Raw genomic sequence first — 23,603 nt, 5'->3', positions numbered from 1 at the left:
GCGGGCGCCTCGGGCGCCGCCGTCACGGCCGCCGCCGGCCGGACGACCGGGCATCATGCCCGGGTTCGGACGCGGAGGCATCATGCGCGGGCTGGGACGCGGACCGCCGGGGCGGTCGCCGCCGCCTTCGGGAGCGGCCGGGCGCGGCTTCGCACCGGTGCCGCCGCCGACGCCGAACGGGTTCTTGGGACCCGGCTTCGGCGCGCCCGGACGGGCCGCCGGAGCGGGCTTGGGGCCGGGCTTGGGAGCCGCCGCGGCGCGCTTGGCGGCCTCGGCCTGCTCCTGCTGGCGCTTGACCAGCTCCTCGGCGCGCTTCTGCTCCGCGGCCACCTCGATGTCGCGGGCGGACGTGGGCTTGACCTCCGGCTGGGCCGGAGCGGCCGGGGCCTTGGGGCCCGGCTTGGGGGCGGCCGCGACGGGCGCGCCCGGCTTCGGGGCCGCCTTCTTCGCGGTCTTCTTGGCCGCGGACTCGACCTTCGCGTCGACCTTGGCCTTCGCGATCTTGGACGGGCTGGGAGCCGCGGGGCGCGGCTTCGCGGCCGCCGCCTTCACGGGCTCCGGCGTCGGGGATTCACTGTTCCCGGCCGACGCGGCCGGGGCGCCCTGTGCGGCGTCGTACTCCTGCCGCAGCCGACGCGCCACCGGCGCTTCGACCGTGCTCGACGCTGACTTCACGAACTCGCCCATGTCGCCGAGACGCGCGAGCAGTTCCTTGCTCGTCGTGCCCAGTTCTTTGGCAAGTTCGTGTACGCGGGGCTTTGCTGCCACTGCACTCCTCACATTCGAGGTCGTACGGGCAGCGCCCGCCGACCTCAGCCTTCCACTAGCAACCAGTTCATCGGGAGAACTTCATCGCGTGGTCTTCATTCGGTCTCTACCTGCTTCGTGTGCGGGAGTCGGCCTCTCGGCCGACTCCGACTCGACAAGGGTTCGCACCGCGGCGACGTCCACGGCTCCTTCTATTCTGAGCGCCCGGGCGAACGCACGCTTACGAACTGCCTGTTCAAGGCAGTTCGAAGAGTGGTGCACATGGGCTCCGCGGCCGCTGAGGCGGCGCTGCGGGTCCGGAATCAAGCGATTGTCGGAACCCTCAGAGCGTCGAACTACGACGCGCAGCAGCTCAGAGGCCGGAGCGCGTCTGCGGCATCCCACACAGGTGCGGACTACCGCTGCGTCACGTTGCGATCCGCTAATCAGTCTACCTCCCGGAGCGGCGGGCGCCACCGGCCGGGCCGGTCTCCTCCTTCGTGCCGCCGGACACGTGGGCGTCGGACTTGATGTCGATCCGCCACCCGGTGAGCCGCGCGGCGAGGCGCGCGTTCTGGCCTTCGCGGCCGATCGCGAGCGAGAGCTGGTAGTCGGGGACGATGACCTCGGTGGACCGGGTGGCCTCGTCGACGACCCGCACCGACAGGGTCTTCGCCGGCGACAGGGCGTTCGCGACGAACTGCGCCGGGTCGGCGCTCCAGTCGACGATGTCGATCTTCTCGCCGCCGAGTTCGCTCATGACGGCGCGCACGCGCGAGCCCATCGGGCCGATGCACGCGCCCTTCGCGTTGACGTCCTTCGTTGTGGCGCGCACCGCGATCTTGGAGCGGTGACCGGCCTCACGTGCGATCGCCGGGATCTCCACGGCGCCCTCGTCGATCTCGGGCACCTCGAACGCGAACAGCTTCTTGACCAGTGCCGGGTGGGTGCGCGAGAGGGTGATCTGCGGGCCGCGGGCGGTGCGGTTCACCTGGATCACGATGGCGCGGATGCGCTTCCCGTGCTCGTAGGTCTCGCCGGGCACCTGCTCGTTCAGCGGCAGCGTGGCCTCGATCTTGCCGAGGTCGACGGTGACGATGCCGCGCTCGTTGCGCTCCCCGTGGGCCTGGACGACGCCGGTGACGATGTCGCCCTCCTTGCCGGAGTACTCGCCGTAGTTGACCTCGTCGGCGGCCTCGCGGAGCCGCTGGAGGATGACCTGCTTCGCGGTCTGGGCGGCGATGCGGCCGAACCCCTCGGGAGTGTCGTCGCGCTCGGAGACGACCTCGTCCTCCTCGTTCAACACTGGCACCAAGACATTGGCGATCCCGCTGTCGCGGTCGACCACGACTCGTGCGCGCTCATCGGCCCCGGGGGTGTGCTTGTAAGCGGTCAGCAGCGCCGATTCGATAGCGCCGAGGATTGTCTCGAAAGGGATGTCGCGCTCGCGTTCCAGCGACCGCAGCGCGGCCAGGTCGATATGCACCCGTTCTCCTTAAGTCTTGAGTTGTCCTCACCGCGGCCGTTCAAGGCGTGCGAGCCGGCGACGTCGCCATCGGACGCTCATCTCAGCTCGATCTGCACCTTGCCGGGCCCCAGCTCGGCATAGGTGGCCGAGCGGCGCACGCCGTCGGCCTCTAGTTCAATCCCCCGCTCGCTGGCATCCGCGATCCGCCCTTTCACGGGCTCCTCCCCGATGTTCACGGCTACCAAGCGCCCAATATTACGCCGCCAGTGCCGGGGCTCGGTCAGCGGACGGTCGACGCCCGGCGACGACACTTCCAGGGTATATGCGGTGTCGGCGAAGGGCCCGCCCGTGGAGTCGGCCTCGTCGAGGGCCTTCGAGCACGCTTTCGAGACAACGGCCACATCGTCCAGACTGATCCCGCCGTCCTTGTCCACAAGGACCCGCACGAGGAGCCGGCGCCCGGCCTTCGTCACCGTGAGCCCTTCCAGGTCGTACCCCGCGGCGGCGACCGCCGGGCTCAGGATCGCTTCGACTTCGGCGCGCTGCTCGGATCCCATGCGCACTCCTCTCCTATCGGCCATTTCGCCGAGATTAACCGCCCGGAGTCAGAATGGAAAGGCAGCCTGGGAAACTGATGCTGTGTTCACGACCCGACGCGGACTCCTGATTGGCGCGGCCGTTCTCGCCGCGGCCGGCTGCACGGAGCAGGCGCAGATCATCACCTCAGACGCGGACCTCACCGCCGCGCTCCGCACTGCGCGATCCCTGGCCCGAGGCGCTGAAGCCTTGGGCTACAACGAGATCGCCGAGGACCACCGCACCCACGCGGCGACCCTCGAGCGGCTGCTGCGCCCGAGCACCATCGAAGACGAGGAGGCGGAGGCCCCCGCCGACGCCGAGGCGCTCGCCGCGGCCGAGGCCGCCGGGAGCGCCGAGGCCGCCGAGTCGTCCATGACGACCCTGTCGGACTACGCCGTCCTCTTCGGGGAGATCGCGGCCAGCCGCGCGGCCCACGCGGCGGTGATCGCATGAGCGCCGTCGACGCCGGCCTGGCGGCCGAGTACGCGGCGATCTTCGCCTACAGCGCGGCCGCGGTCCGCCTCGACGGCGACCCGCGCACCTTGGCCGAAGCCCTCGAGTCCGAACACCGCTCACGGCGCGACACGCTCCTGGACCACTACGCGGCGACGGGGACCGACGCGCCCGCGCCGGCGCCCGGCTACGACGTCGGCGTCATCGCCGACGCCGCCGCGGCGCAGGAGCTGCTGACCGGGGTGGAACTGAACGTGACCGCCACCTGGCGGGCGGGCGTTGCCGCGACCGACCCGGTCGAGCGGCGGCTCTGCCTGGACATGTACGCCGCCTCGGCGGTATCGCTGGCGCGCTGGCGCCTCGCGATCGGCCAGGCCGTCGCCGACCCCTGGCCCGGACGGCCCGAGTAAGCCGCCGACCTCGGACGACACGAGAACCCCATACCGCGTATCCATCATTTGCATACCCGCTATACCCTACTGAGTATCTCTTCGACGTGAAGAGTGTCCCAGCGATGCGAGGTTGCACATGAGTGTCAAGCACAGCCTCCTGGCGCTGCTCGAACGCGGCCCGGCGTACGGCTACCAGCTCCGCGCCGCGTTCGAGAGCGCCACCGGCAACACCTGGCCGCTCAACATAGGCCAGGTCTACACCACCCTGAACCGGCTCGAACGCGACCAGCTCGTCGAAGCCCTGCCCGAGAACGACTCCGGGCAGCGCCCCTACCGGATCACCGAGTCCGGGCGCCGCCAGCTCGCGGGCTGGTTCGCCTCCCCCGTGCAGGCCGCCGACCGGCCCCGCGACGAGCTCACGATCAAGCTCGCACTGGCCGTCACCACGCCCGGCGTGAACGTCGCCGACGTCATCCAGCGCCAGCGGACGGCCACCCTGCGCCTCCTCCAGGAGTACACCCGCCTCAAAGCCGCCGAGGACAACGCGGAACTGGCCTGGCGGCTGGTCCTGGAGTCCATGATCTTCCGCGCCGAGGCCGAAGTCCGGTGGCTCGACCACACCGAGGCCGTCGTGGCCCGCACCGGACTGCCCGCCCCCCGCGCCTACGACCCCGAGCCCGGCCCGGCCGACCGGCCCGAACCAGAGATCCTCCGAGAGAACCGGTGACACCCCCATGACCGTTCTGCAGCTCAAGGGCGTGAACCGCGTCCACGGCACCGGCGGCAACGCCGTCCGCGCCCTCATCGACACCGACCTCCAGGTCGCCGCCGGCGAGATGGTGGCCATCATGGGCCCGTCCGGGTCCGGCAAGTCCACCCTCCTCAACCTCGCCGGCGGCCTCGACACCCCGACCTCCGGCGAAGTCCTCGTCGAAGGCACCGTCCTCGCGACCCTGAACAAGAAGCGGCTCGCGGCCCTGCGGCGCCGCAGCGTCGGCTACGTGTTCCAGGACTACAACCTGATCCCCAGCCTCACCGCCGCCGAGAACGCGGCCCTGCCGCTCGAACTCGACGGCATGTCCGCCGGCAGGGCCCGGACCCTCGCGCTCGCCGCGCTCGAAGAGGTCGGGCTCGACGCGAAGCAGGGCGACCGGTTCCCCGACGAGCTCTCCGGCGGCCAGTCCCAGCGGGTCGCCATCGCCCGCGCCCTCATCGGCGAGCGCCGCCTCGTCCTCGCCGACGAACCCACCGGCGCCCTCGACTCCGCCACCGGCGAAGAGGTCCTCAAGCTCCTGCGCCGCCGCTGCGACGCCGGCGCGGCCGGACTCCTCGTGACCCACGACGCCCGGCACGCCGGGTGGGCCGACCGCGTGGTGTTCCTGCGCGACGGCAGGGTCGTCGACTCCTCCGCGCCCCTCGGCGACGTCGAGACGCTCCTCGAAGGGGCGGGGTCGTAGATGGGCACTGCGATGTTCGCGGGCCGGCGCCTGGCGTTCAGGATCGCGCGCCGCGAGGCATGGCGCTACAAGGGCCGGTCGGCGCTGTCGATCACGCTCCTCGGCCTGCCCCTGCTCGCCGTCGCCATCGGCGCCACCGCGTACGACACCTCCATGCTCTCGAGGGAGGAGACCGCCCACCAGTACCTCGGCGAGAACGAGGCGTACATCGAGTTCGCCACCCCGGGGGCCCCGCTCGTGCAGCACAGCTGGTACGACCAGTGGCCGCTGTACGACATGGAGGACTACGACGACCCGGGCCGCGCGGTCACCGACACCGAGATCCTCGCGTCCCTCCCCGTCGGGAGCTGGATCGCCCCGTACACGCCCGACGCCGGCGCGGGCGACACCGTGCAGGTCGAGACCCCCGACGGGCTCGGTCCGATCCACACGTACGGCTACGACCTCGGCGACGACCTCTACGAGGCCGCCGGGCTCGAGTACCGCGAGGGGTCGGCGCCCGGCCGCGGCGAGGTCGTCATCAGCGCCGCCGCGGCCGACTACCTCGAACTCGGCGTCGGCGACGAACTCGTGGTCGCGAAGGGGGCGGGCACCGGCGGGCACGAGGTCAGCGGCATCGTCGAGCTGCCCTGGGACCTCAACGGCCGCTTCGCCATCGGGAGCCCGTTCGCGGGCCAGGCCACCGGCTGGCTGGTCGACACCCCCGAGCCGCTCACCAAGGAGCAGGCGCTCGCGCTCAACGAGCTCGGCATGACCGTCTGGGCGCCGTCGCTGCTCGACGAGCCGACCACCGGCGGCTACGGCACCATGACGGTGGCGATGGACAACGCGGAGCTCATGATTTACGGGCTCATCGTGGTCGCGGTCGTCATGGAGGTCGTGCTCCTGGCCGGTCCGGCGTTCGCGATCAGTGCGCGGCGGCGGACCCGCGAGTTCGCGCTCATGAGCGCCAACGGCGCGACCCCGGGGCAGATCCGCAGCACCGTCCTCGCCGGCGGTGTCCTCTTCGGACTCCTTGCGGCGGTGGCGGCGATCGGGCTCGGCATCGGCCTGGTCGCGGTCGGACTGCCGCTGCTGGAGCAGCTCGTGGGCCACCGCAGCGCGGGGGTCCGGGTGCTCCCGGTCCTCCAGGCGGCGCTCGTGGGGGTCGCGCTCGCCACGGGCCTGCTCTCGGCGCTCGCCGCCGCGATCAGCGCCTCCCGCGTCAACGTGGTCGAGGCGCTGACCGGCCGCGCGGGACGCCGGAAGGGCTCGAAGCGCTGGATGTTCGTCGGCATCGCCATGGTCGCGGCGGGCGTCGCCGCGGGCATCGGCGGCGTCGCCCTCTGGAGCCTGCCGCTCATGGCCGCGGCGATCATCCTGGCGCAGCTCGGCATGGTCGCGTGCACGCCGGCGCTGCTGTCGTTCGCCGCGCGGCTCGGGCGGTGGCTGCCGCTCGCTCCGCGGATGGCGCTGCGCGAGGCGGGGCGCAACCGCGGCTCCGCCGCGCCGGCGATCGCCGCCGTCCTCGGCGTCGTCGCGGCCGGCATGGCGTTCTCGATGATCGTCACCGCCGACTCGGTGCGCAACGAGCAGAGCCGGGAACGGGTCCTGAACCAGGACGCGATGACCTTGTCGCTGTACAACCAGAGCAGCGACGAGGCCGGGCCCGACTGGGACGCCGCCCTGGCGGAGGCCCGGCCGATCCTGGAGTCGCGCCTCGACGACGTCGAGCTGACCGAGGTCCCCCTGTACTCCGTCGAGACGGGCTGCGGCGTCGTCCCGCCCGAGGACGAGGAGCTGTGGGCCGACTGCATCTGGAACATCGTCCGTCCCGAGGAGAACCGCTGCTCGTACTGGGACGCCGAGAAGCCGGACGAGGACGCCCTCCGGGCCGCCGTCGAGGCGGCGCGCCAGGACCCGCGGTGCGACGAGACCGAGACCGACACCTGGGGCACCCAGTACGACGTCCCGGTCTCGACCGATCCCGAGATCGTCGCCGCGTACACCGACCTCGAGGGCGAGGAGCTTGAGCGGGCGGTCGCGATGCTCGAGGCGGGCGGCGTCCTCATGGCGGACCCGCGCGCGCTCACCGGCGACGGGACGGTGATGCTCCGCCAGGACATCAACGTCTACGACCTGAACGGCGACGCCGTCGAGCCCGCGCCCGAGTCCGTCGAGCTCGAACTGCCCGCCATGGCCGTCGAGCGGGGGCAGCTCGGCGCCAACCGGATGCTCCTGAGCGCGGAGGCGGCCGCCGCCATGGGCATGGCGCAGACGGACTGGAGCCGGATGTACCTGGTCGAGACCCCGAGCGAGGTCGACCCCGCCGTGGTCGAGGCGCTCGCGGCCGACTTCAACCAGGAGATCGCCGGCGGCGACGTCTGGGCGAACTTCCAGGTCGTCGATTACACGGACCCGTTCTACTTCTACTTCGTGATCGCCGTGACCGGGCTGTGCGCCCTCATCGCGCTGGGGGCCACCGCGGTCTCGACCGGGCTCATCATCGCCGAGCAGCGGCGGGACATGACGACCCTCGGCGCGGTCGGTGCGGCCCCGGGCCTGCGCAAGCGCTTCGCGATGTGGCAGACGGTGGTGATCGCGGTGTTCGGGGCCGGGCTCGGCACCGCCGCCGGGGTCGTGGCCTACGGGCTCATCCGCGAGGCGCTCAACCGGCCGCTGCAGTGGGAGTACCCGTTCCCGGTGCTGTACGGCTGGGAGCTGCCGTGGATGAGCTTCGGGATCATGGTGCTGGCGGTGCCGGTCATCGCGGCCGCGGGCGCGGTCGTGTTCACGAGGGCGGCGCTGCCGAGCGAGCGCCGGATCACGTAGCACCCCCGAGGATGACGGAAAGGCCCGCCTGCGAACGCGGGCGGGCCTTTCCGCTTTCCGTTCACGGCGAGGGAATCCGTACAGTTGCGGGGGCGGCGCCGGCTCAACCCCTCGGAGACATCGGCATCTCGAAGACCGGCGCCGCCCGCCTCAGCTTAGGCAGTGGATGCCACTAGAGCTGTCCCGCAGGCGTTCCGTCCGGGACCCCTGTGGACGGCAGGGTGAGGATCTCGGCGCCGTCGCCGGTGACCAGGAGCGTGTGCTCGAACTGGGCGGACCACTTGCGGTCGCGGGTGACGGCGGTCCAGCCGTCGTCCCACATGTCGTGGTCGGCGACCCCGAGGTTGATCATCGGCTCGATCGTGAAGGTCATGCCGGTCTCGATCTCGGTGGTGAGCTTCGGGTTGTCGTAGTGGGGGACGTAGAGGCCGGAGTGGAAGGCGGTCCCGATGCCGTGGCCGGTGAACTGGCGGACCACGCCGTAGCCGAAGCGGGCGGCGTACGCCTCGATGACCTTGCCGACGACGTTGATCTGGCGGCCGGGCTTGACGGCCTTGATCCCGCGCCAGGTGGCCTTCCAGGTGCGCTCGACGAGGTCGCGAACCTCCTGGGAGACGTCCCCGGCGAGGAAGGTGGCGTTGCAGTCGCCGTGGACGCCGCCGATGAAGGCGGTGACGTCGACGTTGACGATGTCGCCGTCCTGCACCACGGTGGAGTCGGGGATGCCGTGGCAGATGACCTCGTTCAGGGACGTGCAGCAGGACTTGGGGTAACCGCGGTAGCCGAGCGTCGAGGGGTAGGCGCCGAGGTCGCACAGGTACTCGTGGACGACGGCGTCGATCGCGTCGGTGGTGGTGCCGGGGGCGACGGCCTTGCCGGCCTCGACGAGCGCGTCGGCGGCGATCCGGCCGGCGATCCGCATCCGCTCTATGGTCTCGGCGTCCTTGACCTCGGTGCCGGTGAACGGGGCGGGCGCCGGCCTGCCGACGTACTCGGGCCGCTCGATCGAGTCGGGGACGCTCCGGCGGGGACTCTGCTTTCCAGGGCGCAGGGCGGGACGGGTGCTCATCGGGACAGACTAACGCGCGCGCCCTGCGGGACCTGCGGGGCCGCTGTGGCTCCGTTACCGAGACGACGCCGAAAACCGCGCCCCGCAATGCGAAAACCTCTTGCGTTCCGGGTCCCGAATCGGCATCCTGAGGACACCGACCGGCCTCGTCCGACCTGAACGGACGCGGCCGCCGGACCCCGCGAAGTCTCTCCTACCGAGCCGACGCGGGGCGCTGCTCCCGCGGTAGTCCGCCGCCCGGTTCCCACCGGCGCGTCGGTATACGACACCTCCCGCGGTCGAGCGCCCCGCCTGTCCAACCCAGGCGGCGTGCAGTCGCCCTGCGTCGGCTCACCACACCCGCGGCGGCGGGGCCCGCGTCCCCCCGTCCGGGTCGCGGACCCCGTCGCGCGAAGCCAGGGGCCTCCTGAGGCGCTAAGCGGCTTCGAGCTCCTTGGTGGGCGCGTCCGCGTCGCCGGCCGCGGCGGCCGCCGCCTCGGGGGCCGTGACCTCCTGGGACAGCCGCTCCCACAGCATCCCGCCGGAGTGGGCGATGGCGCCGATGATCGAGGGCACGAACGGCAGGACCCAGTCCGCGAGGAAGCCCGCGTGCGGCATGTTGAGCACGAGCATCGCCGAGCCCGCGCACAGCAGGCCCTGGAGCGTGCCGCGCCAGGCCGCGCGGGTGCCGTCGACGACGGCCTCGCGGCGCTCGGTCGCCGGGTCGTGGAACTCCGAGAGCCCGGCGGCGTCGCGGCGGCCGAGGTAGGCGCCGACGACCGCTTGGACCGCCGTGCCGGTGACGACCGCGGCGAGGAGGCTGTTCTTGGTGACGACGTAGATCAGCGCGAACAGCAGTCCGCCGCCGAGGAGCGTCAGGACGCCCCGGATCCAGTCGGCCTTCTCGCCGGGGTACCAGTAGTACTTGGTGACGCCCTCGGATATCTGGCGTTCGATCTTGCCCATGTCGGTGCTCCCTTTGTCGGCAGGCGCGGTGCGGGCGCAGGCACGACAGTCATTATGCGGGGACCGGAACCGCGGGCAGGCGGAATCCCTTCAGTCACGATTGTGCAATTTCACACAAGATGAGCGCGGTGTCCGGTTCACACCTGGCTTGAACTGCCGCTGCGTCCCAGCCTAGGGAAGCGGTCCATTGTCCGAAGTCGGGGATCCGACACTCAGTGGACCTTGACGACCGGGCCCGCGAGCCCTTGGAGCTCCTCGGGGAGTTCGGCGCCCATCTCCTCGGCGAGGCGCACGGCCTCCTCGATGAGGGTCTCCACGATCTGCGACTCGGGCACGGTCCGGATGACCTCGCCCTTGACGAAGATCTGGCCCTTGCCGTTGCCGCTGGCCACGCCCAGGTCGGCCTCGCGGGCCTCGCCGGGGCCGTTGACGACGCAGCCCATGACGGCCACCCGCAGCGGGACCGGCAGGCCCTCGAGCCCGGCCGTGACCTGCTCGGCGAGCGTGTAGACGTCGACCTGCGCGCGCCCGCACGAGGGGCAGGAGACGATCTCCAGGCCGCGCTCCTTGAGGCCCAGGGACTCCAGGATCTGGTTGCCGACCTTGACCTCCTCGACCGGCGGGGCCGAGAGCGAGACGCGGATGGTGTCGCCGATGCCCTCCGACAGGAGCGCGCCGAACGCGGCGGCGGACTTGATGGTGCCCTGGAAGGCCGGCCCGGCCTCGGTGACGCCCAGGTGCAGCGGGTAGTCGCACCGCTCGGAGAGCAGACGGTACGCCTTGACCATGACGACCGGGTCGTTGTGCTTGACCGAGATCTTGATGTCGCGGAAGTCGTGCTCCTCGAACAGGGACGCCTCCCACAGCGCCGACTCGACCAGCGCCTCCGGCGTGGCCCGCCCGTACTTCTGCAGCAGGCGCTTGTCGAGCGAGCCGGCGTTGACGCCGATGCGGATCGGGGTGCCGTGGTCCTTCGCGGCCCGGGCGATCTCGCCGACCTTGTCGTCGAACTGCTTGATGTTGCCCGGGTTCACGCGGACCGCCGCGCACCCGGCCTCGATGGCCGCGAACACGTACTTCGGCTGGAAGTGGATGTCCGCGATGACCGGGATCTGCGACTGCTTCGCGATGACCTTGAGCGCGTCCGCGTCGTCCTGCGTCGGGCACGCGACCCGGACGATCTGGCAGCCGGTCGCGGTGAGCTCGGCGATCTGCTGGAGCGTCGCGCCGATGTCCGAGGTCCGGGTGGTGGTCATCGACTGGACGCTGATCGGGGCGCCGCCGCCGACGAGCACGCCGCCGACGTTGAGCTGGCGGGTCTTGCGGCGGGGCGCGAGCGGCTCGATCTCGTGGTCGTGCCGCTTGGTGGGGATACCGAGGTTCACTGCGGTCATATGGCTAGTCTCCACCCAGATTCGCTGGTCAGTTGAAAATCGTGATCGGGTTGACGATGTCGGCGGTGATCGTCAGCAACATGAACCCGCCGAGCACGACGATGACAGCGTAAGTGAGCGGCATGAGCTTCAAGTAGTCCACTCGGCCCGGGTCGGGCCGCCCGCGCTTGGCCGCGACCCACGAGCGGAACCGCTCGTACCAGGCGATGGCGATGTGTCCGCCGTCCATCGGCAGCAGCGGCAGCAGGTTGAACACGCCGATGAAGTAGTTGAGGACCACCAGCAGCATGAAGAACATCGCCCACTGGTCGTACTGGACCATCTCGCCGCCGAGTCGCGAGGCCCCCACGACGCTGACCGGCGTGTCGTCGGCGCGCTCCTCCCCCATGATCGCGTCCCACAGCGGCGGGATCTTCGACGGGAGCTGGCCGAGGGCGATGAACGTCTCACGGAACATGTCGCCGGTGTAGGTGACGGTCTCGCCGATGCCGTCGATCGGCCCGGCGCCCGCGGCGGTGTAGGGGATCGACGGGTCGACGTAGACGTACACGCCCAGGCGGGCGGCGGTCTCGACGCTGCCGTCGGCGTTCTCGACCTCGGCGGCGTACGGGACGACCTCGACGGTCTTCTCGGTGCCGGCGTGGTCGACGGTGACGGCGACCGGCTGCCCCGGGGTGAGGTCGGAGACGGCGGCCAGGAGCGCGTCCCAGTCCTCGACCGGGGTGCCGCCGATGGCGGTGATCTCGTCGCCGTTCTCGATCCCGGCCGACGCGGCCGGTCCCGCGATCTGGCCCTCGGGGCAGGAGCCGGCGGTGCCCGTGGCGGGGTCGGAGGTCTCCACGCAGGGGGCGACCTCGACGGCCACGTCCTCCTGCGCCTGCGTGGCCGCCTCGGCCCAGGCGGGGTTCTGGCCGATGCCGACGAAGGCGACGAGGATCCACAGGACGACGAAGCCGAGCACGAAGTGGGTGGCCGAGCCGGCCGCGAGCACGACGGTGCGCTGCCACAGCGGCTTGCGCCAGAAGACCCGCTTCCGGTCCTTCTCGTCGAGCTCTTCCTCCTCCTCTTCGAGGGGGGTCATGCCGACGATCTTGACGAAGCCGCCCAGCGGGACGCCCTTGACGCCGTACTCCGTCTCGCCCTTGCGGAAGGACCACAGGGTCGGCCCGAAGCCCACGAAGTAGCGGGTCACCTTCATGCCGAACGCCTTCGCGGTGAGCATGTGCCCGAACTCGTGGAGGCTGACGGAGATGAGGATCGCCAGCGCGAACAGCGCGATCCCGGTGATGTAGGCCAGCAAGTTCGACTCCTTCTAACGCTCGGACGCGTCCAACACTAGCCGCCGGGCGCTCGAGCGCGCCCACTTCTCCGCCTCGAGTACGTCTGCGACACTGGCGGGTCGGCCGAATTCGGGCGCCGCTTCGAGGACGGCCGCGACGGTGTCGACGATGCCGAGGAACGGGAGCCGCCCGTCGCGGAACGCGGCGACGGCCTCCTCGTTGGCGGCGTTGAAGACCGCGGGATTCAGGCCCCCGGCGCGGCCGGCGTCCTTGGCGAGCGCGACGGCCGGGAACGCGGTCTCGTCGAGCGGTTCGAAGTGCCAGTCGGCGGCCTTCGTCCAGTCGACCGGGCGGGCGGACCCGGGGAGCCGGTCGGGCCAGGCGAGGGCGTGGCCGATGGGCAGGCGCATGTCAGGCGGGGACGCCTGCGCGATGGTGGAGCCGTCGGTGAACTCGACCATGGAGTGGACGACCGACTGGGGGTGGACGACGACCTCGATCCGCGAGTAGTCGATCTTGAACAGCTCGTGGGCTTCGATGACTTCGAGGGCCTTGTTGACCATGGTCGCGGAGTTGATGGTGACGACCGGTCCCATGGCCCAGGTCGGGTGGGCGAGGGCGTCCTCGACGGTGACGTCGGTGAGCTGGTCGCGGGTGCGGCCGCGGAAGGGCCCGCCCGAGGCGGTGAGGACGAGCTTGGCGACGCGCTCGGGCCGGCCCGAGCGCAGGCACTGGGCGAGCGCGGAGTGCTCGGAGTCGACCGGGACGATCTGGCCCGGCTCGGCCGCGTCCCAGACGAGGGACGCGCCGGCGATCAGGGACTCCTTGTTGGCGAGGGCCACCTGGTGCCCGGCCTTGAGGGCCGCCAGGGTCGGTTCGAGCCCGATCGAGCCGGTGATGCCGTTGACCACGGTGTGGCAGGGCCAGGAGGCGAGCTCGGTCATGGCCGAGCGGCCGGCGATGAGCTTGGGGATGCGGGCGTCGCCGGAGGTCCAGCCCTGCTTGGTGGCGGCGGCGAACAGCCGGAGCTGGACGTCTTCGACGGCGGTGGCGTCGGCGACCGCCACGACGTCGACGCCCAGTTCGATCGCCTGCTCCGCCAGGAGCGCGGGGTTGCCGCCGCCCGCGCCGATCCCGACGACGCGGTACCGGTCGGGGTTGGCGCGGACGATGTCGATGGCCTGGGTGCCGATGGAGCCGGTGGACCCCAGGAGCACGATCTCGCGTTGGTCGGTCACAGGGGCCATTATCCGTTACCGGAACACGACCGTCGTGTGCCCGTTCAGGAGGATCCTCTGATCGAGGTGGGCGGCGAGGCCGCGGGCGAGGCAGGTCGATTCGAGGTCGCGGCCGGCGGAGACGAAGTCCTCGGGGCTCATCGCGTGGTCGACGCGGGCGACCTCCTGGTCGATGATGGGGCCCTCGTCGAGGTCGGAGGTGACGTAGTGGCAGGTCGCGCCGATGAGCTTGACGCCGCGGGCGTGGGCCTGGTGGTAGGGCTTGGCGCCCTTGAAGCTCGGCAGGAACGAGTGGTGGATGTTGAGGATCCGGCCGGGGAGCTTGGCGCAGAACTCGGGCGAGAGGATCTGCATGTACCGGGCGAGGACCACGACGTCGATCCGCTCGGACTCGATGAGGTCGAGGATCCGCTGCTCCTGGGCGGCCTTGCCGCCGGGGCCGACGGGCAGGTGGTGGAACGGGACGCCGGAGGAGGCGGCCAGGTCGGCCCAGTCGGGGTGGTTGGAGACCACGGCGGCGGCCTCGCCGTGGAGGGCGCCGATGCGGAAGCGGTAGAGCAGGTCGTTGAGGCAGTGGCCCTGCTTGGAGGCCATGATGAGGACGCGCGGCTTGACGGCGCGGTCGTGGAGCTGCCAGTCCATGTGGAATTCGCGGGCGATCTCGGCGAAGCCGACGGCCAGCTCGTCGCGGTCGTGGGCGGTCTTGAACTCGACGCGCATGAAGAAGCGTCCGGAGCCGTGCTCGGAGAACTGCTGGGAGTCCTCGATGTTCGCGTCGCGGCGGGTGAGGAAGCCCGAGACGGCGTACACGATGCCGAGGCGGTCGGGGCACGAGAGCGTGAGCACGAACTGGCTGGTCATCCGGTCAATGATACGGAAGTCCGAGCGCGAGCGGCAATCGACGTCCGTCACGGACGGAACGGCACCGGGTGTCGCTTTCGACGGGGTTCGGGCTGTGGCGGGCCGGACAGCGAGGAAGGGCGGACTCTTTCGAGTTCACCCTTCCCCTCCATCATACCTCACTCAAGGTGATTGTCAACTCACGCTACGCACCGATTTCGGCGCTGAGCTGCTCCATGAACGCCGCCGTGGTCTCCTCGACGGTCGTGTCGCCGAAGATCAGCGTCTCGAACACGCCGAGCATGATGTCGGCGGCCGTGCCCGAGCCGACCGGCGGCACAACCGGGCCCTCGGCGAGGTCGGGCGTGAGGTCGGCGATGTACGCCGCCGCCAGCGCCTGGTCCGGCGGGAGCTGCGGCAGGATCCGCTCGCGCTGCGCGGTGTTCGCCGGCAGGCCCCGGTCGCCGAGCATGAGGTCGAGGGACTCGTCGCTGTTGAGCAGGAAGTCCACGAGCTTGCCGGCGGCCGCCTTGTCGGAGACCGTGCGCGAGACCGACCAGAACATGGCCGACTTGAGGTACAGGCCCGGCTGCGACCCCTCGGACTCCCCGGGGACGCGCAGGAGCACCAGGTCCGAGCCGAGCACCGACTGGAGGGCGCCGATCTGGTTGGTCCAGTAGAACTCGGTGGCGCCGGTGCCGGTGGCGAGCGGCGCCTGGTCCTGGCCGGCGGCGAAGGACTCGACGATCGTGCTCGCCTCGGGGATGGCCCCGGAGGCGCCCATGTCGAGCACCATCTGCCACCAGGCGTTCATCGTGGCGTCGGTGAAGCCGAGCTTGCCGTCGTCGGTGTAGAGGCTCTCGCCGCGCTGGCGGGCGAACACGTTGAACAGCGACTCGTTGCTGAAGGTGATCGCCGAGTTGCCGATCGCCGCGCCCGAGGCGGAGATGTCCGCGGTGAACTGCATGAAGTCGGCCCAGGTCCACGTCTTGTCGTCGGGCAGGGCGAGGCCCGCGGCTTCGACGAGCGCCGGGTTGACCACGAGGGCGAGCGCGTTGACGCCGGTCGGGATGCCGTAGGTCTGGCCGTCGAACTGGCCGGTCTTGAGCGTGCCCTCCTCGATGTTCGACAGGTCGATGTCGAGTTCCTCGAGCGGGAGGAGCGCGTTCTTGTCGGCGTAGTCGCGCAGGTACCGGTCGTCCTGCTGGAGGACGTCGGGCGCGTTGTTGCCGGAGACCGAGACGTTCAGGGCGTCCCAGTAGGAGTCGAACTCGTTGGGGCTGGGCTTGATCGTGATGCCGTCGTTCTTGGCGAGGAAGGCGTCGATGATCTGCTGGGTGTACTCGTGGCGCGGGTCGGAGCCCCACCACCAGAAGTCCAGTTCGCCGTCGCCCTCGTCGGCGCCGCCGCCGCTGTCGTTGCCGCAGGCCGCGAGGAGGGGCGTGGCCGCCGCGCCGAAGATCCCGGCTTTCGCGAGCGTCCTCCGCGAGACGCCCGAGGGGTTGGATGACTGCATTAGTCCGTCCTTTCAGGACATGTGAGGGTTGGTATGCCGGATGTTACTTGATGCCGGTGGTGGCGATCCCCCGGACGAGGTACCGCTGGCCGGCGAGGAAGAACCCGAAGATCGGGCCCAGGGCGACGATCGACATCGCGAACAGCGCCCCCCAGTTGGTCGTCCCGGTGGAGTCCATGAACAGGCGCAGCGCCAGGGGCACCGTCTGGAGGTCCACGTCCCGCAGGTAGATGAGCTGGGAGTAGAAGTCGTTCCACGTCCAGATGAACGTGAAGATGGCGGTCGTCGCGAGCGCGGGCATGCACAGCGGCATGATGATCCGCAGATAGGTGCCCCAGTAGCCGCAGCCGTCGATCGAGGCGGCCTCGTCCAGTTCGCGCGGCAGGCCGCGGATGAACTGGACCATGAGGAACACGAAGAACGCGTCGGTGGCGAGGAGTTTGGGGACGATGAGCGGCCAGAACGTGTCGACCCAGCCGAGGTTGTTGAACAGGATGTACTGCGGGATGATCACGACGTGGATCGGCAGCATGATGGTGCCGAGCATGACCGCGAAGAGCATGCCGCGCATGGGGAAGCGCAGGCGGGCGAAGGCGTAGGCGGCCATCGAGCAGGACACCAGGTTCCCGACGATGGAGCCGGCCACGATGACCATCGAGTTCCAGATGTACGTCTCGAACGGGTGCGGCAGCGCGTTCCAGCCCTCGGAGTAGTTGCTCCACTCCCAGGTGTTCGGGATGAGCCCGGGGTCGGTGAAGATCTCGTCGAGCGGCTTGAAGCTGGCCGAGAGCATCCACAGCAGCGGGTAGATCATGACCATCGCGGAGACGGTCAGCAGCAGGTGGAAGACGAAGCGCCGGAGGCCGGTGGCGGCGCCGCGCTCGGCGCGGCGGCGGGTCGGGGCGGGGGCCGTCGTCTCAGTCATTGTCGCCATAGAACACCCAGAATTTCGACATGAGGAAGTTGAGCGCGGTGAAGATCGCGATGATGGCCAGCAGGAGCCAGGCGATGGCCGAGGCGTAGCCCATGTCGAACTGGGTGAAGCCCTGGTCGTAGAGGTACAGCGTCAGGAACATGGTCGAGTCGGCCGGGCCGCCCTTGCCGCTGGAGATGATGAACGCCTGGGTGAACGACTGGAACGAGTTGATGATCTGCAGGACCAGGTTGAAGAAGATGATGGGGGTCAGGAGCGGGATCGTCACGCTCCAGAACCGCCGCAGCGGTCCGGCCCCGTCGACCTTGGCGGCTTCGTAGTACATGACCGGGATCTGGCGCAGGCCGGCGAGGAAGATGATCATCGGCGAGCCGAACGTCCACACGTGCAGGACGATCAGGGTGCCCAGCGCGTAGTCGGGGTGGGAGACCCATCCCTCGCCCTGGATGCCGAAGAGCCCCAGCAGCTGGTTGACCAGGCCCTCGGTGCCGAAGATCTGGCGCCACATGATGGCGATCGCCACCGAGCCGCCGAGCAGCGAGGGCAGGTAGAACACGGAGCGGTAGAAGGCCATTCCGCGCAGGCCGCGGTCGAGGACGATCGCGAGGAGGAGCGCGGCCCCGAGCTGGAGCGGCACGGAGACGAAGGTGTAGACCGCGGTGACCTTGACGGCGTTGGCGAGCCGCGGGTCGTCGAACATCCGCGCGTAGTTCTCTCCGCCCACCCATTCGCCGTAGCCGAGGCTGTAGTCGGTGAACGAGAGGTAGAACGAGGCGACCATGGGCCCGATGGTGATGGCGAGCAGGCCGATGATCCACGGCGACATGAAGCTCAGGGCGGCCCAGCGCTCGCGCGTGCGGATGGTCCCGCGGCCCTTGCGCGGGGCCGGCGGCGCGGGTGCGGCGGCGGTCTCGGGAGGTGGGCCCGAGCTGCGCTGCTTCGGGCGCACCACAGCGACATCGTTGTCGGTCATAGGGTATTGGGACCTTTCGGAGGGGGTTGGCTCCTGAATCACATCAATCTATGCAACCGCTTGCCGAATGTCAATGGCTCCACTTAAATTCTTGGATATCTTCTGCATCCCTGGCAGACGAATGCCCCGGGCCCGCCCCTGCGCCACTGCCGCAACTCCCGCAACGAAGAACGGGCCCGCCCGAATCGCTTCGGGCGGGCCCTGGTTTCCCCAGTGGTCAGACCTTGACGGCGGTCCGCTCCGGCGCCGGGGCGGCGGCCTCGTCGGACTCCTTGATGCCGTACTTCGAGTAGAGCCTCCCCAGCGGGCCGGGGACCCACCAGTTGGCGCGGCCCAGGAGGCGCATCGTCGCGGGGACGAGGAGCATCCGGACCACGGTGGCGTCCAGCAGGATCGCCACGGCCATGCCGAGGCCGATCATCTTCATGAACGTGATGCCGCTGAAGGCGAACGCGCCGACCACCACGATGAGGATGGCCGCGGCCGCGGTGATGATCGAGCCGGTCGACTGCATGCCGCGCAGCACGGCGGTGCGGTTGTCGGCCCCGCGGTCCCACTCCTCGCGGACCCGCGAGAGCAGGAAGACCTCGTAGTCGGTGGCGAGCGCGAACAGCAGCGCGATCATGAGCAGCAGGTTCGACGGGTCGATGTACCCCGAGGGCGTGAAGTCGAGCAGGCCCGACAGGTTGCCCTCCTGGAAGATCCACACCACGACGCCGAGCGCGGCGCCGAGCGAGACGGCGTTCATCAGGACCGCCTTGATCGGCAGCAGGACCGAGCCGAAGGCGAGGAACAGCACGATCATCGTGACGATGACGATGTAGCCGAGCATGTAGGGCAGGCCCTCGCCGATCGCGTCGAGCATGTCGACCCGGTCGGAGGCGCCACCGGTGATGTACAGGTCGGCGCCGGCGACGTCGATCGCGCGGGCGTCCTCGATGAGCTGCCGCGCCTCGGCGCTGAACGGGTCGAGGTCGTAGAGGACCTCGAAGAGCACCGCGTCCCCGGTCGGCTCGGCGCCCGGCCGCACCGCGTCGACGTGCTCGAGCCCTTCGAGCTCGGTCTGGGCCTGGGCGGCCTCGGCGGCGTCGCCGACGACCATGACCTGGAACTCCTCCTCCTCGCCGCCGGGGAAGTCCTGGGCGATCGTCTCGGTGACCACGCGGGACTCGGCGTCCTCGGGCATGTCCCGCTCGTCGACGCCGCCGAACTGCATGTCGAGCATCGGGCTCGCGAGCAGCGCCATGAAGGCGAGGACCGGCAGCAGGACGACCACGGGGCGGCGCATGACCCCGGCGGCCAGCGCGTGCCAGAAGCCCGCGTCGGTCTTCGGTTCGGCGTTGCGGCGCCAGGGCAGGCGGCCCTTGTCGACCCGGTGGCCGAGGAGGTAGAGGATCGCGGGGAGGGCGACGAGCGCGGCGAGCATGGCGACGCCGACGGCGGACATGACGCCGTAGGCGATGCCGTGCAGGAACGGGACGTCGACCAGGAGCAGGCCGCCCATCGACAGGACGATGATGAGGCCCGAGACCATGACGGTGCGCCCGGCGGTGGCGATGGTGTTCAGCGTGGCGGTGCGCTTGTCACGGCCCTGCGCGAGCTCTTCGCGGAACCGGCGCAGCACGAACAGCGAGTAGTCGATGGACATGCCGAGGCCGATGATGGTGATGACGTTCGCGGCGAAGACCGAGACGTCCGTGAACTCGGTGATGACGCGGGTGACGGCGAAGCCGCCGAGGATCGACATGCCGCCGATGATGAGCGGCAGCGAGGCGGCGACGAGCGCGCCGAAGACCAGGATCATGATGAGCAGCAGGATCGGCATGGAGATCATCTCGGCGATCTCGAGGTCGTGCTGGACCTGCTCGTTCAGGTCCGCGAAGATCGCGGCGCCGCCGCCGAGGCTGACCTCCAGGCCGGAGGCCTCGGCCGCGTCGCGCAGCTCCTCCTCGATGAGGGTGAACTCGTTCGCGCGATCCTCCGCGGAGGAGCCGGCGAGCGAGACCGGCACGATGAGGGCGTGCCCGTCCTCGGAGGCGAGGCCGGCGGCCTGCTCGGGGGCCGCGGCGAGGACCTCGTAGTAGGAGTCGGCGCCCTCGACGCCGTCGATGCCGCGGATGTCCTCCACCGCGCCGGTGACGCCGGAGGCGAACGCCGCATCGTCCACGGTGAGGTCGTCGGACGCGAACAGGACCACGACTTCGGCACCGATGGAGCCGAACTCCTCCTCGATCGCCTCGGCGTCCTCGACCGAGCGGGATTCCTGGGAGACGTAGCCGCCGTCGGTGAACTCGTCGAAGACGCCGAGGCCCCAGGTGGCGCCGATCGCGAAGACCGCGGCGACGCCGGCCAGGATCAGCCAGCGCGCTTTGATGACCGCTCGGCCTAGCAGGGAATACATGGGTTTCTCCTATGGGTGTTCAAGCGGAGAGGAAGACTGCGACCGCTGGTGCCGGCGACCCCGGCGGCGGTACGATGTAAGCGTTGATTATTTAGCTAACGCCGTTAACTCTAATGAACGCCCCTCATAGAGTCAACGCCGTTAACTAACTTGTAGCACGAGGAGAGCAGTGACTTCCAACACCGCGGGTGGCCCGACCCGTCGCGAGCGAATGCGCGCCGAGACCATCGCCGAGATCAAGGCGAGCGCCCGGAAGCAGCTCCAGGAGCACGGCCCGAGCGGGATCTCGCTCCGCGCGATCGCCCGCGAGGTGGGAGTCACGCCGGCGGCCCTGTACCGGTACTTCGACAGCCTCGACGCCCTGCTCGTCGCCATCTGCTGCGACCTCTACGACGAACTTATCGCCAGCACCGCCGCCGCCATGGACGCGTACCCCGCCGACGCGCACCTCGAACGGATGAAGGCGTGGATCTGGTCCTTCCGGTCCTGGGCCGTGGCCAACCGGCGCGAGTTCGAGCTCATGCTCTCCTATCCGGAGGGCGGCTCGGCGATGTCGATCGACGGCCGCCGGCTCGAGCAGGCCCCCGAGCACGTCGACCCGGTGACCCTGAAGTCCCTGGAGCACTCGCAGATGTGCGGGCGGGAGCTGGCGAAGTTCTACCGCCGGGTCGAGGCCGGCGAGGTCGAGTCGGCCAACCCCGTCGAGATCCCCCCGCTCTCCGAGGCGCTCCAGGCCGAACTGATGGAGAAGTGCGCCGCGTTCATCGTGGGCGAGCCGCTGCCGCTGTCGTGGGTCTTCACCTTCACCTCCGGCTGGGTGCGGGTGTTCGGCCTGGTCGTCATGGAGGCGTTCGGCTCACTGCCGGTGCAGGAGAACGTCGACGAGTTCTACAAGACGCAGATCCTCTCGGTCATGCGCGAGTTCGGGATCGGCGAGTAGGGACGGCGAAGGGCCCGGACGGTCGCGTCCAGGCCCTTCGACTCGCGTCAGTTCGCGGCCGCCTCGGCGGGGCGGCTGCGGCCGTGCTCAGGCATCCTCAGCGCGAGCGCTTCGGATGTCGTGCCCGACCGACGTCATGCACTTGCCGGACTTGAGGTTCCACTTCCAGCCGTGCATCTGGCAGGTGAGGACGCCGTCCTCGATCTTGCCGAAGACCGACAGGTCGGCCTTGAGGTGCGGGCAGCGGCGCTGGACCTGCCAGCCCTGCATGGTGATGTCCTCGTCGTCGGGGCGCTGCTCGGCGTACCAGCCCTCGGCGTACTGGAGGCGCTCCTCGGAGAGGCACTTGAAGAACGCGTACACGTACTCGTTGTACTGGCCGATGCGCGCGGCGGTGAAGCGGCAGGACAGGAACAGCGAGTTGACCCAGTCGACCTCGCGGATGTGGAGCAGGTGCTCGATGAGTCGCCGCTCGGTGCGGAAGCGGTAGCGGACCTTGCCCCCGTCGTCGGGGTGGATCTTGCGCTCGAGGAAGTCGAAGACGATCGACTCGACCACCTCGTCGGAGTCCGGCGCGGTCAGGTCGAACCGGACCGGGCCGCCGATGCCGGTGGCGATGTGCTCGGCCGACTCCATGAGCGGCTCGATGCGCTCGCGGAGCGTCTCGAGGACGTCGATCTCGGGGTGGGACCAGGCGGCCTTCTCCGCGGCGATGCGCGGCTGCATCCGCTCCTTGTACTCGTCGAGGTGCTGCTTCTTGTTCGCGAACCACTCGCGCAGGTCGTCCACGGGGTGCTCGACCGAGGCGGAGCCGTCGGCGAAGACCTCGGCGACCGAACCGGGCAGCAGGACGATGTTGTTGTCGTGCCCCTGCTCCTCGAGCCACTCCACATACGACATCTGGTCGGGGAAGATGTTGCCCTCGTCGCCGAAGACGTCGTTGAACTGGTAGAGCGCGTCGTCGAGGAAGCACGGCGGGCCGGCGATCGGGAAGACCCAGTCGCCCTTGACGTCGTCGATGTACCGCAGCGAGCGGTCGAAGCCGCGCTCGCGCTTCTGCTTCCCGAAGGCGCGCTTGGCGTTGTCGGGCAGCTCGTACACCATCGGGAACCAGATCGCGCCGGAGAACTGGAGCAGGTGGGCGTGGATCTTCCCGTGCTGGAGGAACACGCTCATGTCGGTGGGGCGGGCGTCGTTCTGGTTGAGCAGGCGGGTGCCGTCGGCGTCCTCGACCCACAGCGACGAGTCGCCGATCGGGCCGTCGGTGGGGCTGGTGAGCGCCTGGATCATGACCTTGACGCCGCCGGGGAGCCCCACGATCTCCTCGGAGACCGTCTTGATGAACTTGTGGAAGCCCAGCGCGCGCAGCTCGGACTCGAGTTCGGAGGTGGGGTACTCGGGCAGCAGGACGGTCGTGTCCTTGCTGATGTGCTTCGTGAGGTTCTCCTCGTCGAAGTGGTCCCGGTGCAGGTGCGAGACGTACAGGTAGTCGGCCTGGCCGAGCGTGTCCCAGTCGAGCTGCGAATTGTCGGGGAAGGGGAACCAGGACGCGAAGTAGGCGGGGTTCACCCAGGGGTCGCACAGGATCGATCCTGCGGCGGTCTCGATGAACATGCTGGCGTGGCCAGTACCGGTGATTCGCACGGTTACCCTTCCGGACATGAGGACGACGACGCCCTCCAGCCTACAATCGGGCTCCTCCGCCGCACGATGACGGTGGATTTGCTGTTAGCTGCGACGGCCTCGCCGGTGGCCGGAAGGCGGCAGGCGCTCCGGTCACAGCCCGGACGGGGCCGGGACGCCGGTCCTTGTGGCGTGGGAGACTGTGGGCGATCAATCGAGTGGTTGGAGGAACCCGAATGGCTGCCGAAGAGCAGATTCTCTCGCCCGATCAGCGCAAGCCCACCAGCCGGAAGGCCCTCTACACCGCGCTGAGCGTCGGCATCGTCATCAACCTGGCGTACCTGTTCGGCAACCACCAGGGGTGGGTCGAGGACGTCTTCCTCCTCCTCACCGCGGGGATCCTGCTGGCGGTCATCGTCTCCGACGTCTGGATGCGCAAGACCGGCCTGCGCTAGAGCTGCGAGACAGGGGCGGGGGGGGGGGGGGGGCCCCCCCCCCCGCGGGGGCGCAGGGGCGTACGCGCACAGGCACAAAGCCCCGGCG

General features: G+C 69.9%; 22 protein-coding genes. 7 read left to right on the top strand and 15 right to left on the bottom strand.

Annotation, left to right across the window (positions count from 1 at the left end; translation table 11 throughout):
• The 4 genes from GFD30_RS23360 to rimP form a co-directional block, all read right to left on the bottom strand.
• Positions 1-768 (bottom strand): translation initiation factor IF-2 N-terminal domain-containing protein (locus GFD30_RS23360; protein WP_322633544.1); only part of this gene is annotated, 768 nt, incomplete at its 3' end.
• Between the two features lie 81 nt (positions 769-849).
• Positions 850-1,152, bottom strand: a complete 303-nt coding sequence (locus GFD30_RS28330) for a YlxR family protein (protein WP_407649178.1) — start codon at positions 1,150-1,152, stop codon at positions 850-852.
• A 46-nt stretch (positions 1,153-1,198) separates the two neighbouring features.
• The gene (nusA, locus tag GFD30_RS23350; RefSeq protein WP_322633543.1) at positions 1,199-2,233 is read right to left on the bottom strand and encodes a transcription termination factor NusA; all 1,035 of its coding nucleotides are present in this window, start codon (positions 2,231-2,233) and stop codon (positions 1,199-1,201) included.
• Positions 2,234-2,310: 77 nt separating this feature from the next.
• Entirely contained in the window at positions 2,311-2,772 is a 462-nt protein-coding gene (gene rimP, locus GFD30_RS23345) for a ribosome maturation factor RimP (RefSeq protein ID WP_153027563.1), read from the bottom strand.
• Positions 2,773-2,854: 82 nt separating this feature from the next.
• Between rimP and GFD30_RS23340 the strand changes: the two genes are divergently transcribed.
• From GFD30_RS23340 to GFD30_RS23320, 5 genes are all read left to right on the top strand, one after another.
• A complete protein-coding gene (locus tag GFD30_RS23340; protein ID WP_153027562.1) occupies positions 2,855-3,247 on the top strand; it encodes a hypothetical protein in 393 nt (130 codons plus the stop codon).
• Entirely contained in the window at positions 3,244-3,657 is a 414-nt protein-coding gene (locus GFD30_RS23335) for a DUF4439 domain-containing protein (RefSeq protein WP_153027561.1), read from the top strand. The genes GFD30_RS23340 and GFD30_RS23335 overlap by 4 nt, the downstream gene beginning before the upstream one ends.
• A 118-nt stretch (positions 3,658-3,775) precedes the next feature.
• Positions 3,776-4,366: a PadR family transcriptional regulator gene (locus tag GFD30_RS23330; protein WP_153027560.1), complete on the top strand. Its 591-nt coding sequence runs from the start codon at positions 3,776-3,778 to the stop codon at positions 4,364-4,366.
• A gap of 7 nt (positions 4,367-4,373) precedes the next feature.
• Positions 4,374-5,096 (top strand): ABC transporter ATP-binding protein, encoded by a 723-nt coding sequence (locus GFD30_RS23325; RefSeq protein WP_153027559.1) that lies wholly within the window; start codon positions 4,374-4,376, stop codon positions 5,094-5,096.
• Positions 5,097-7,907, top strand: coding sequence for an ABC transporter permease (locus GFD30_RS23320; protein WP_153027558.1), 2,811 nt, complete (start codon positions 5,097-5,099; stop codon positions 7,905-7,907).
• Between the two features lie 172 nt (positions 7,908-8,079).
• On the opposite strand, the gene map is transcribed toward GFD30_RS23320, so the two are convergent.
• The 10 genes from map to GFD30_RS23270 form a co-directional block, all read right to left on the bottom strand.
• Entirely contained in the window at positions 8,080-8,976 is an 897-nt protein-coding gene (gene map / locus GFD30_RS23315) for a type I methionyl aminopeptidase (protein ID WP_153027557.1), read from the bottom strand.
• 414 nt (positions 8,977-9,390) lie between these two features.
• Entirely contained in the window at positions 9,391-9,921 is a 531-nt protein-coding gene (locus GFD30_RS23310) for a hypothetical protein (protein WP_153027556.1), read from the bottom strand.
• Positions 9,922-10,133: 212 nt separating this feature from the next.
• Positions 10,134-11,315 carry a flavodoxin-dependent (E)-4-hydroxy-3-methylbut-2-enyl-diphosphate synthase gene (ispG, locus tag GFD30_RS23305; RefSeq protein WP_153027555.1) on the bottom strand — a complete coding sequence of 394 codons (1,182 nt, stop codon included), beginning with the start codon at positions 11,313-11,315 and terminating at the stop codon, positions 10,134-10,136.
• 28 nt (positions 11,316-11,343) lie between these two features.
• A complete protein-coding gene (locus GFD30_RS23300; protein WP_153027567.1) occupies positions 11,344-12,612 on the bottom strand; it encodes a M50 family metallopeptidase in 1,269 nt (422 codons plus the stop codon).
• 15 nt (positions 12,613-12,627) lie between these two features.
• On the bottom strand, positions 12,628-13,812 hold the full coding sequence (gene dxr, locus GFD30_RS23295; RefSeq protein WP_407649180.1) for a 1-deoxy-D-xylulose-5-phosphate reductoisomerase: 1,185 nt from the start codon (positions 13,810-13,812) through the stop codon (positions 12,628-12,630).
• A gap of 36 nt (positions 13,813-13,848) precedes the next feature.
• Positions 13,849-14,694: a formyltetrahydrofolate deformylase gene (purU, locus tag GFD30_RS23290; RefSeq protein WP_153027553.1), complete on the bottom strand. Its 846-nt coding sequence runs from the start codon at positions 14,692-14,694 to the stop codon at positions 13,849-13,851.
• Positions 14,695-14,878: 184 nt separating this feature from the next.
• Positions 14,879-16,189, bottom strand: coding sequence for an ABC transporter substrate-binding protein (locus tag GFD30_RS23285; protein WP_153027552.1), 1,311 nt, complete (start codon positions 16,187-16,189; stop codon positions 14,879-14,881).
• A gap of 43 nt (positions 16,190-16,232) precedes the next feature.
• Positions 16,233-17,123 carry a carbohydrate ABC transporter permease gene (locus GFD30_RS23280; protein WP_153027551.1) on the bottom strand — a complete coding sequence of 297 codons (891 nt, stop codon included), beginning with the start codon at positions 17,121-17,123 and terminating at the stop codon, positions 16,233-16,235.
• A complete protein-coding gene (locus GFD30_RS23275; protein WP_153027550.1) occupies positions 17,107-18,096 on the bottom strand; it encodes a carbohydrate ABC transporter permease in 990 nt (329 codons plus the stop codon). Before GFD30_RS23275 ends, GFD30_RS23280 begins: the two co-directional genes overlap by 17 nt.
• A 217-nt stretch (positions 18,097-18,313) precedes the next feature.
• Entirely contained in the window at positions 18,314-20,497 is a 2,184-nt protein-coding gene (locus GFD30_RS23270) for an MMPL family transporter (RefSeq protein WP_153027549.1), read from the bottom strand.
• A 169-nt stretch (positions 20,498-20,666) separates the two neighbouring features.
• On the opposite strand from GFD30_RS23270, the gene GFD30_RS23265 reads away from it, so the two are divergent.
• Positions 20,667-21,437, top strand: coding sequence for a TetR/AcrR family transcriptional regulator (locus GFD30_RS23265; protein ID WP_153027548.1), 771 nt, complete (start codon positions 20,667-20,669; stop codon positions 21,435-21,437).
• A gap of 87 nt (positions 21,438-21,524) precedes the next feature.
• Here GFD30_RS23265 and GFD30_RS23260 read toward each other — a convergent pair whose 3' ends face one another.
• Positions 21,525-23,081 (bottom strand): Rieske 2Fe-2S domain-containing protein, encoded by a 1,557-nt coding sequence (locus GFD30_RS23260; RefSeq protein WP_322633541.1) that lies wholly within the window; start codon positions 23,079-23,081, stop codon positions 21,525-21,527.
• Between the two features lie 215 nt (positions 23,082-23,296).
• Between GFD30_RS23260 and GFD30_RS23255 the strand changes: the two genes are divergently transcribed.
• The gene (locus tag GFD30_RS23255) at positions 23,297-23,515 is read left to right on the top strand and encodes a DUF2631 domain-containing protein (protein WP_153027546.1); all 219 of its coding nucleotides are present in this window, start codon (positions 23,297-23,299) and stop codon (positions 23,513-23,515) included.
• Positions 23,516-23,603: the final 88 nt, after the last annotated feature.

The sequence above is a fragment of the Glycomyces albidus genome, assembly GCF_009451885.1.
In the GTDB taxonomy this organism is placed as follows: Bacteria; Actinomycetota; Actinomycetes; order Mycobacteriales; family Micromonosporaceae; genus Glycomyces; species Glycomyces albidus.
The sequence above is the reverse complement of the archived record's forward strand: the minus strand, read 5'-3'. Positions and strand labels throughout refer to the sequence as shown.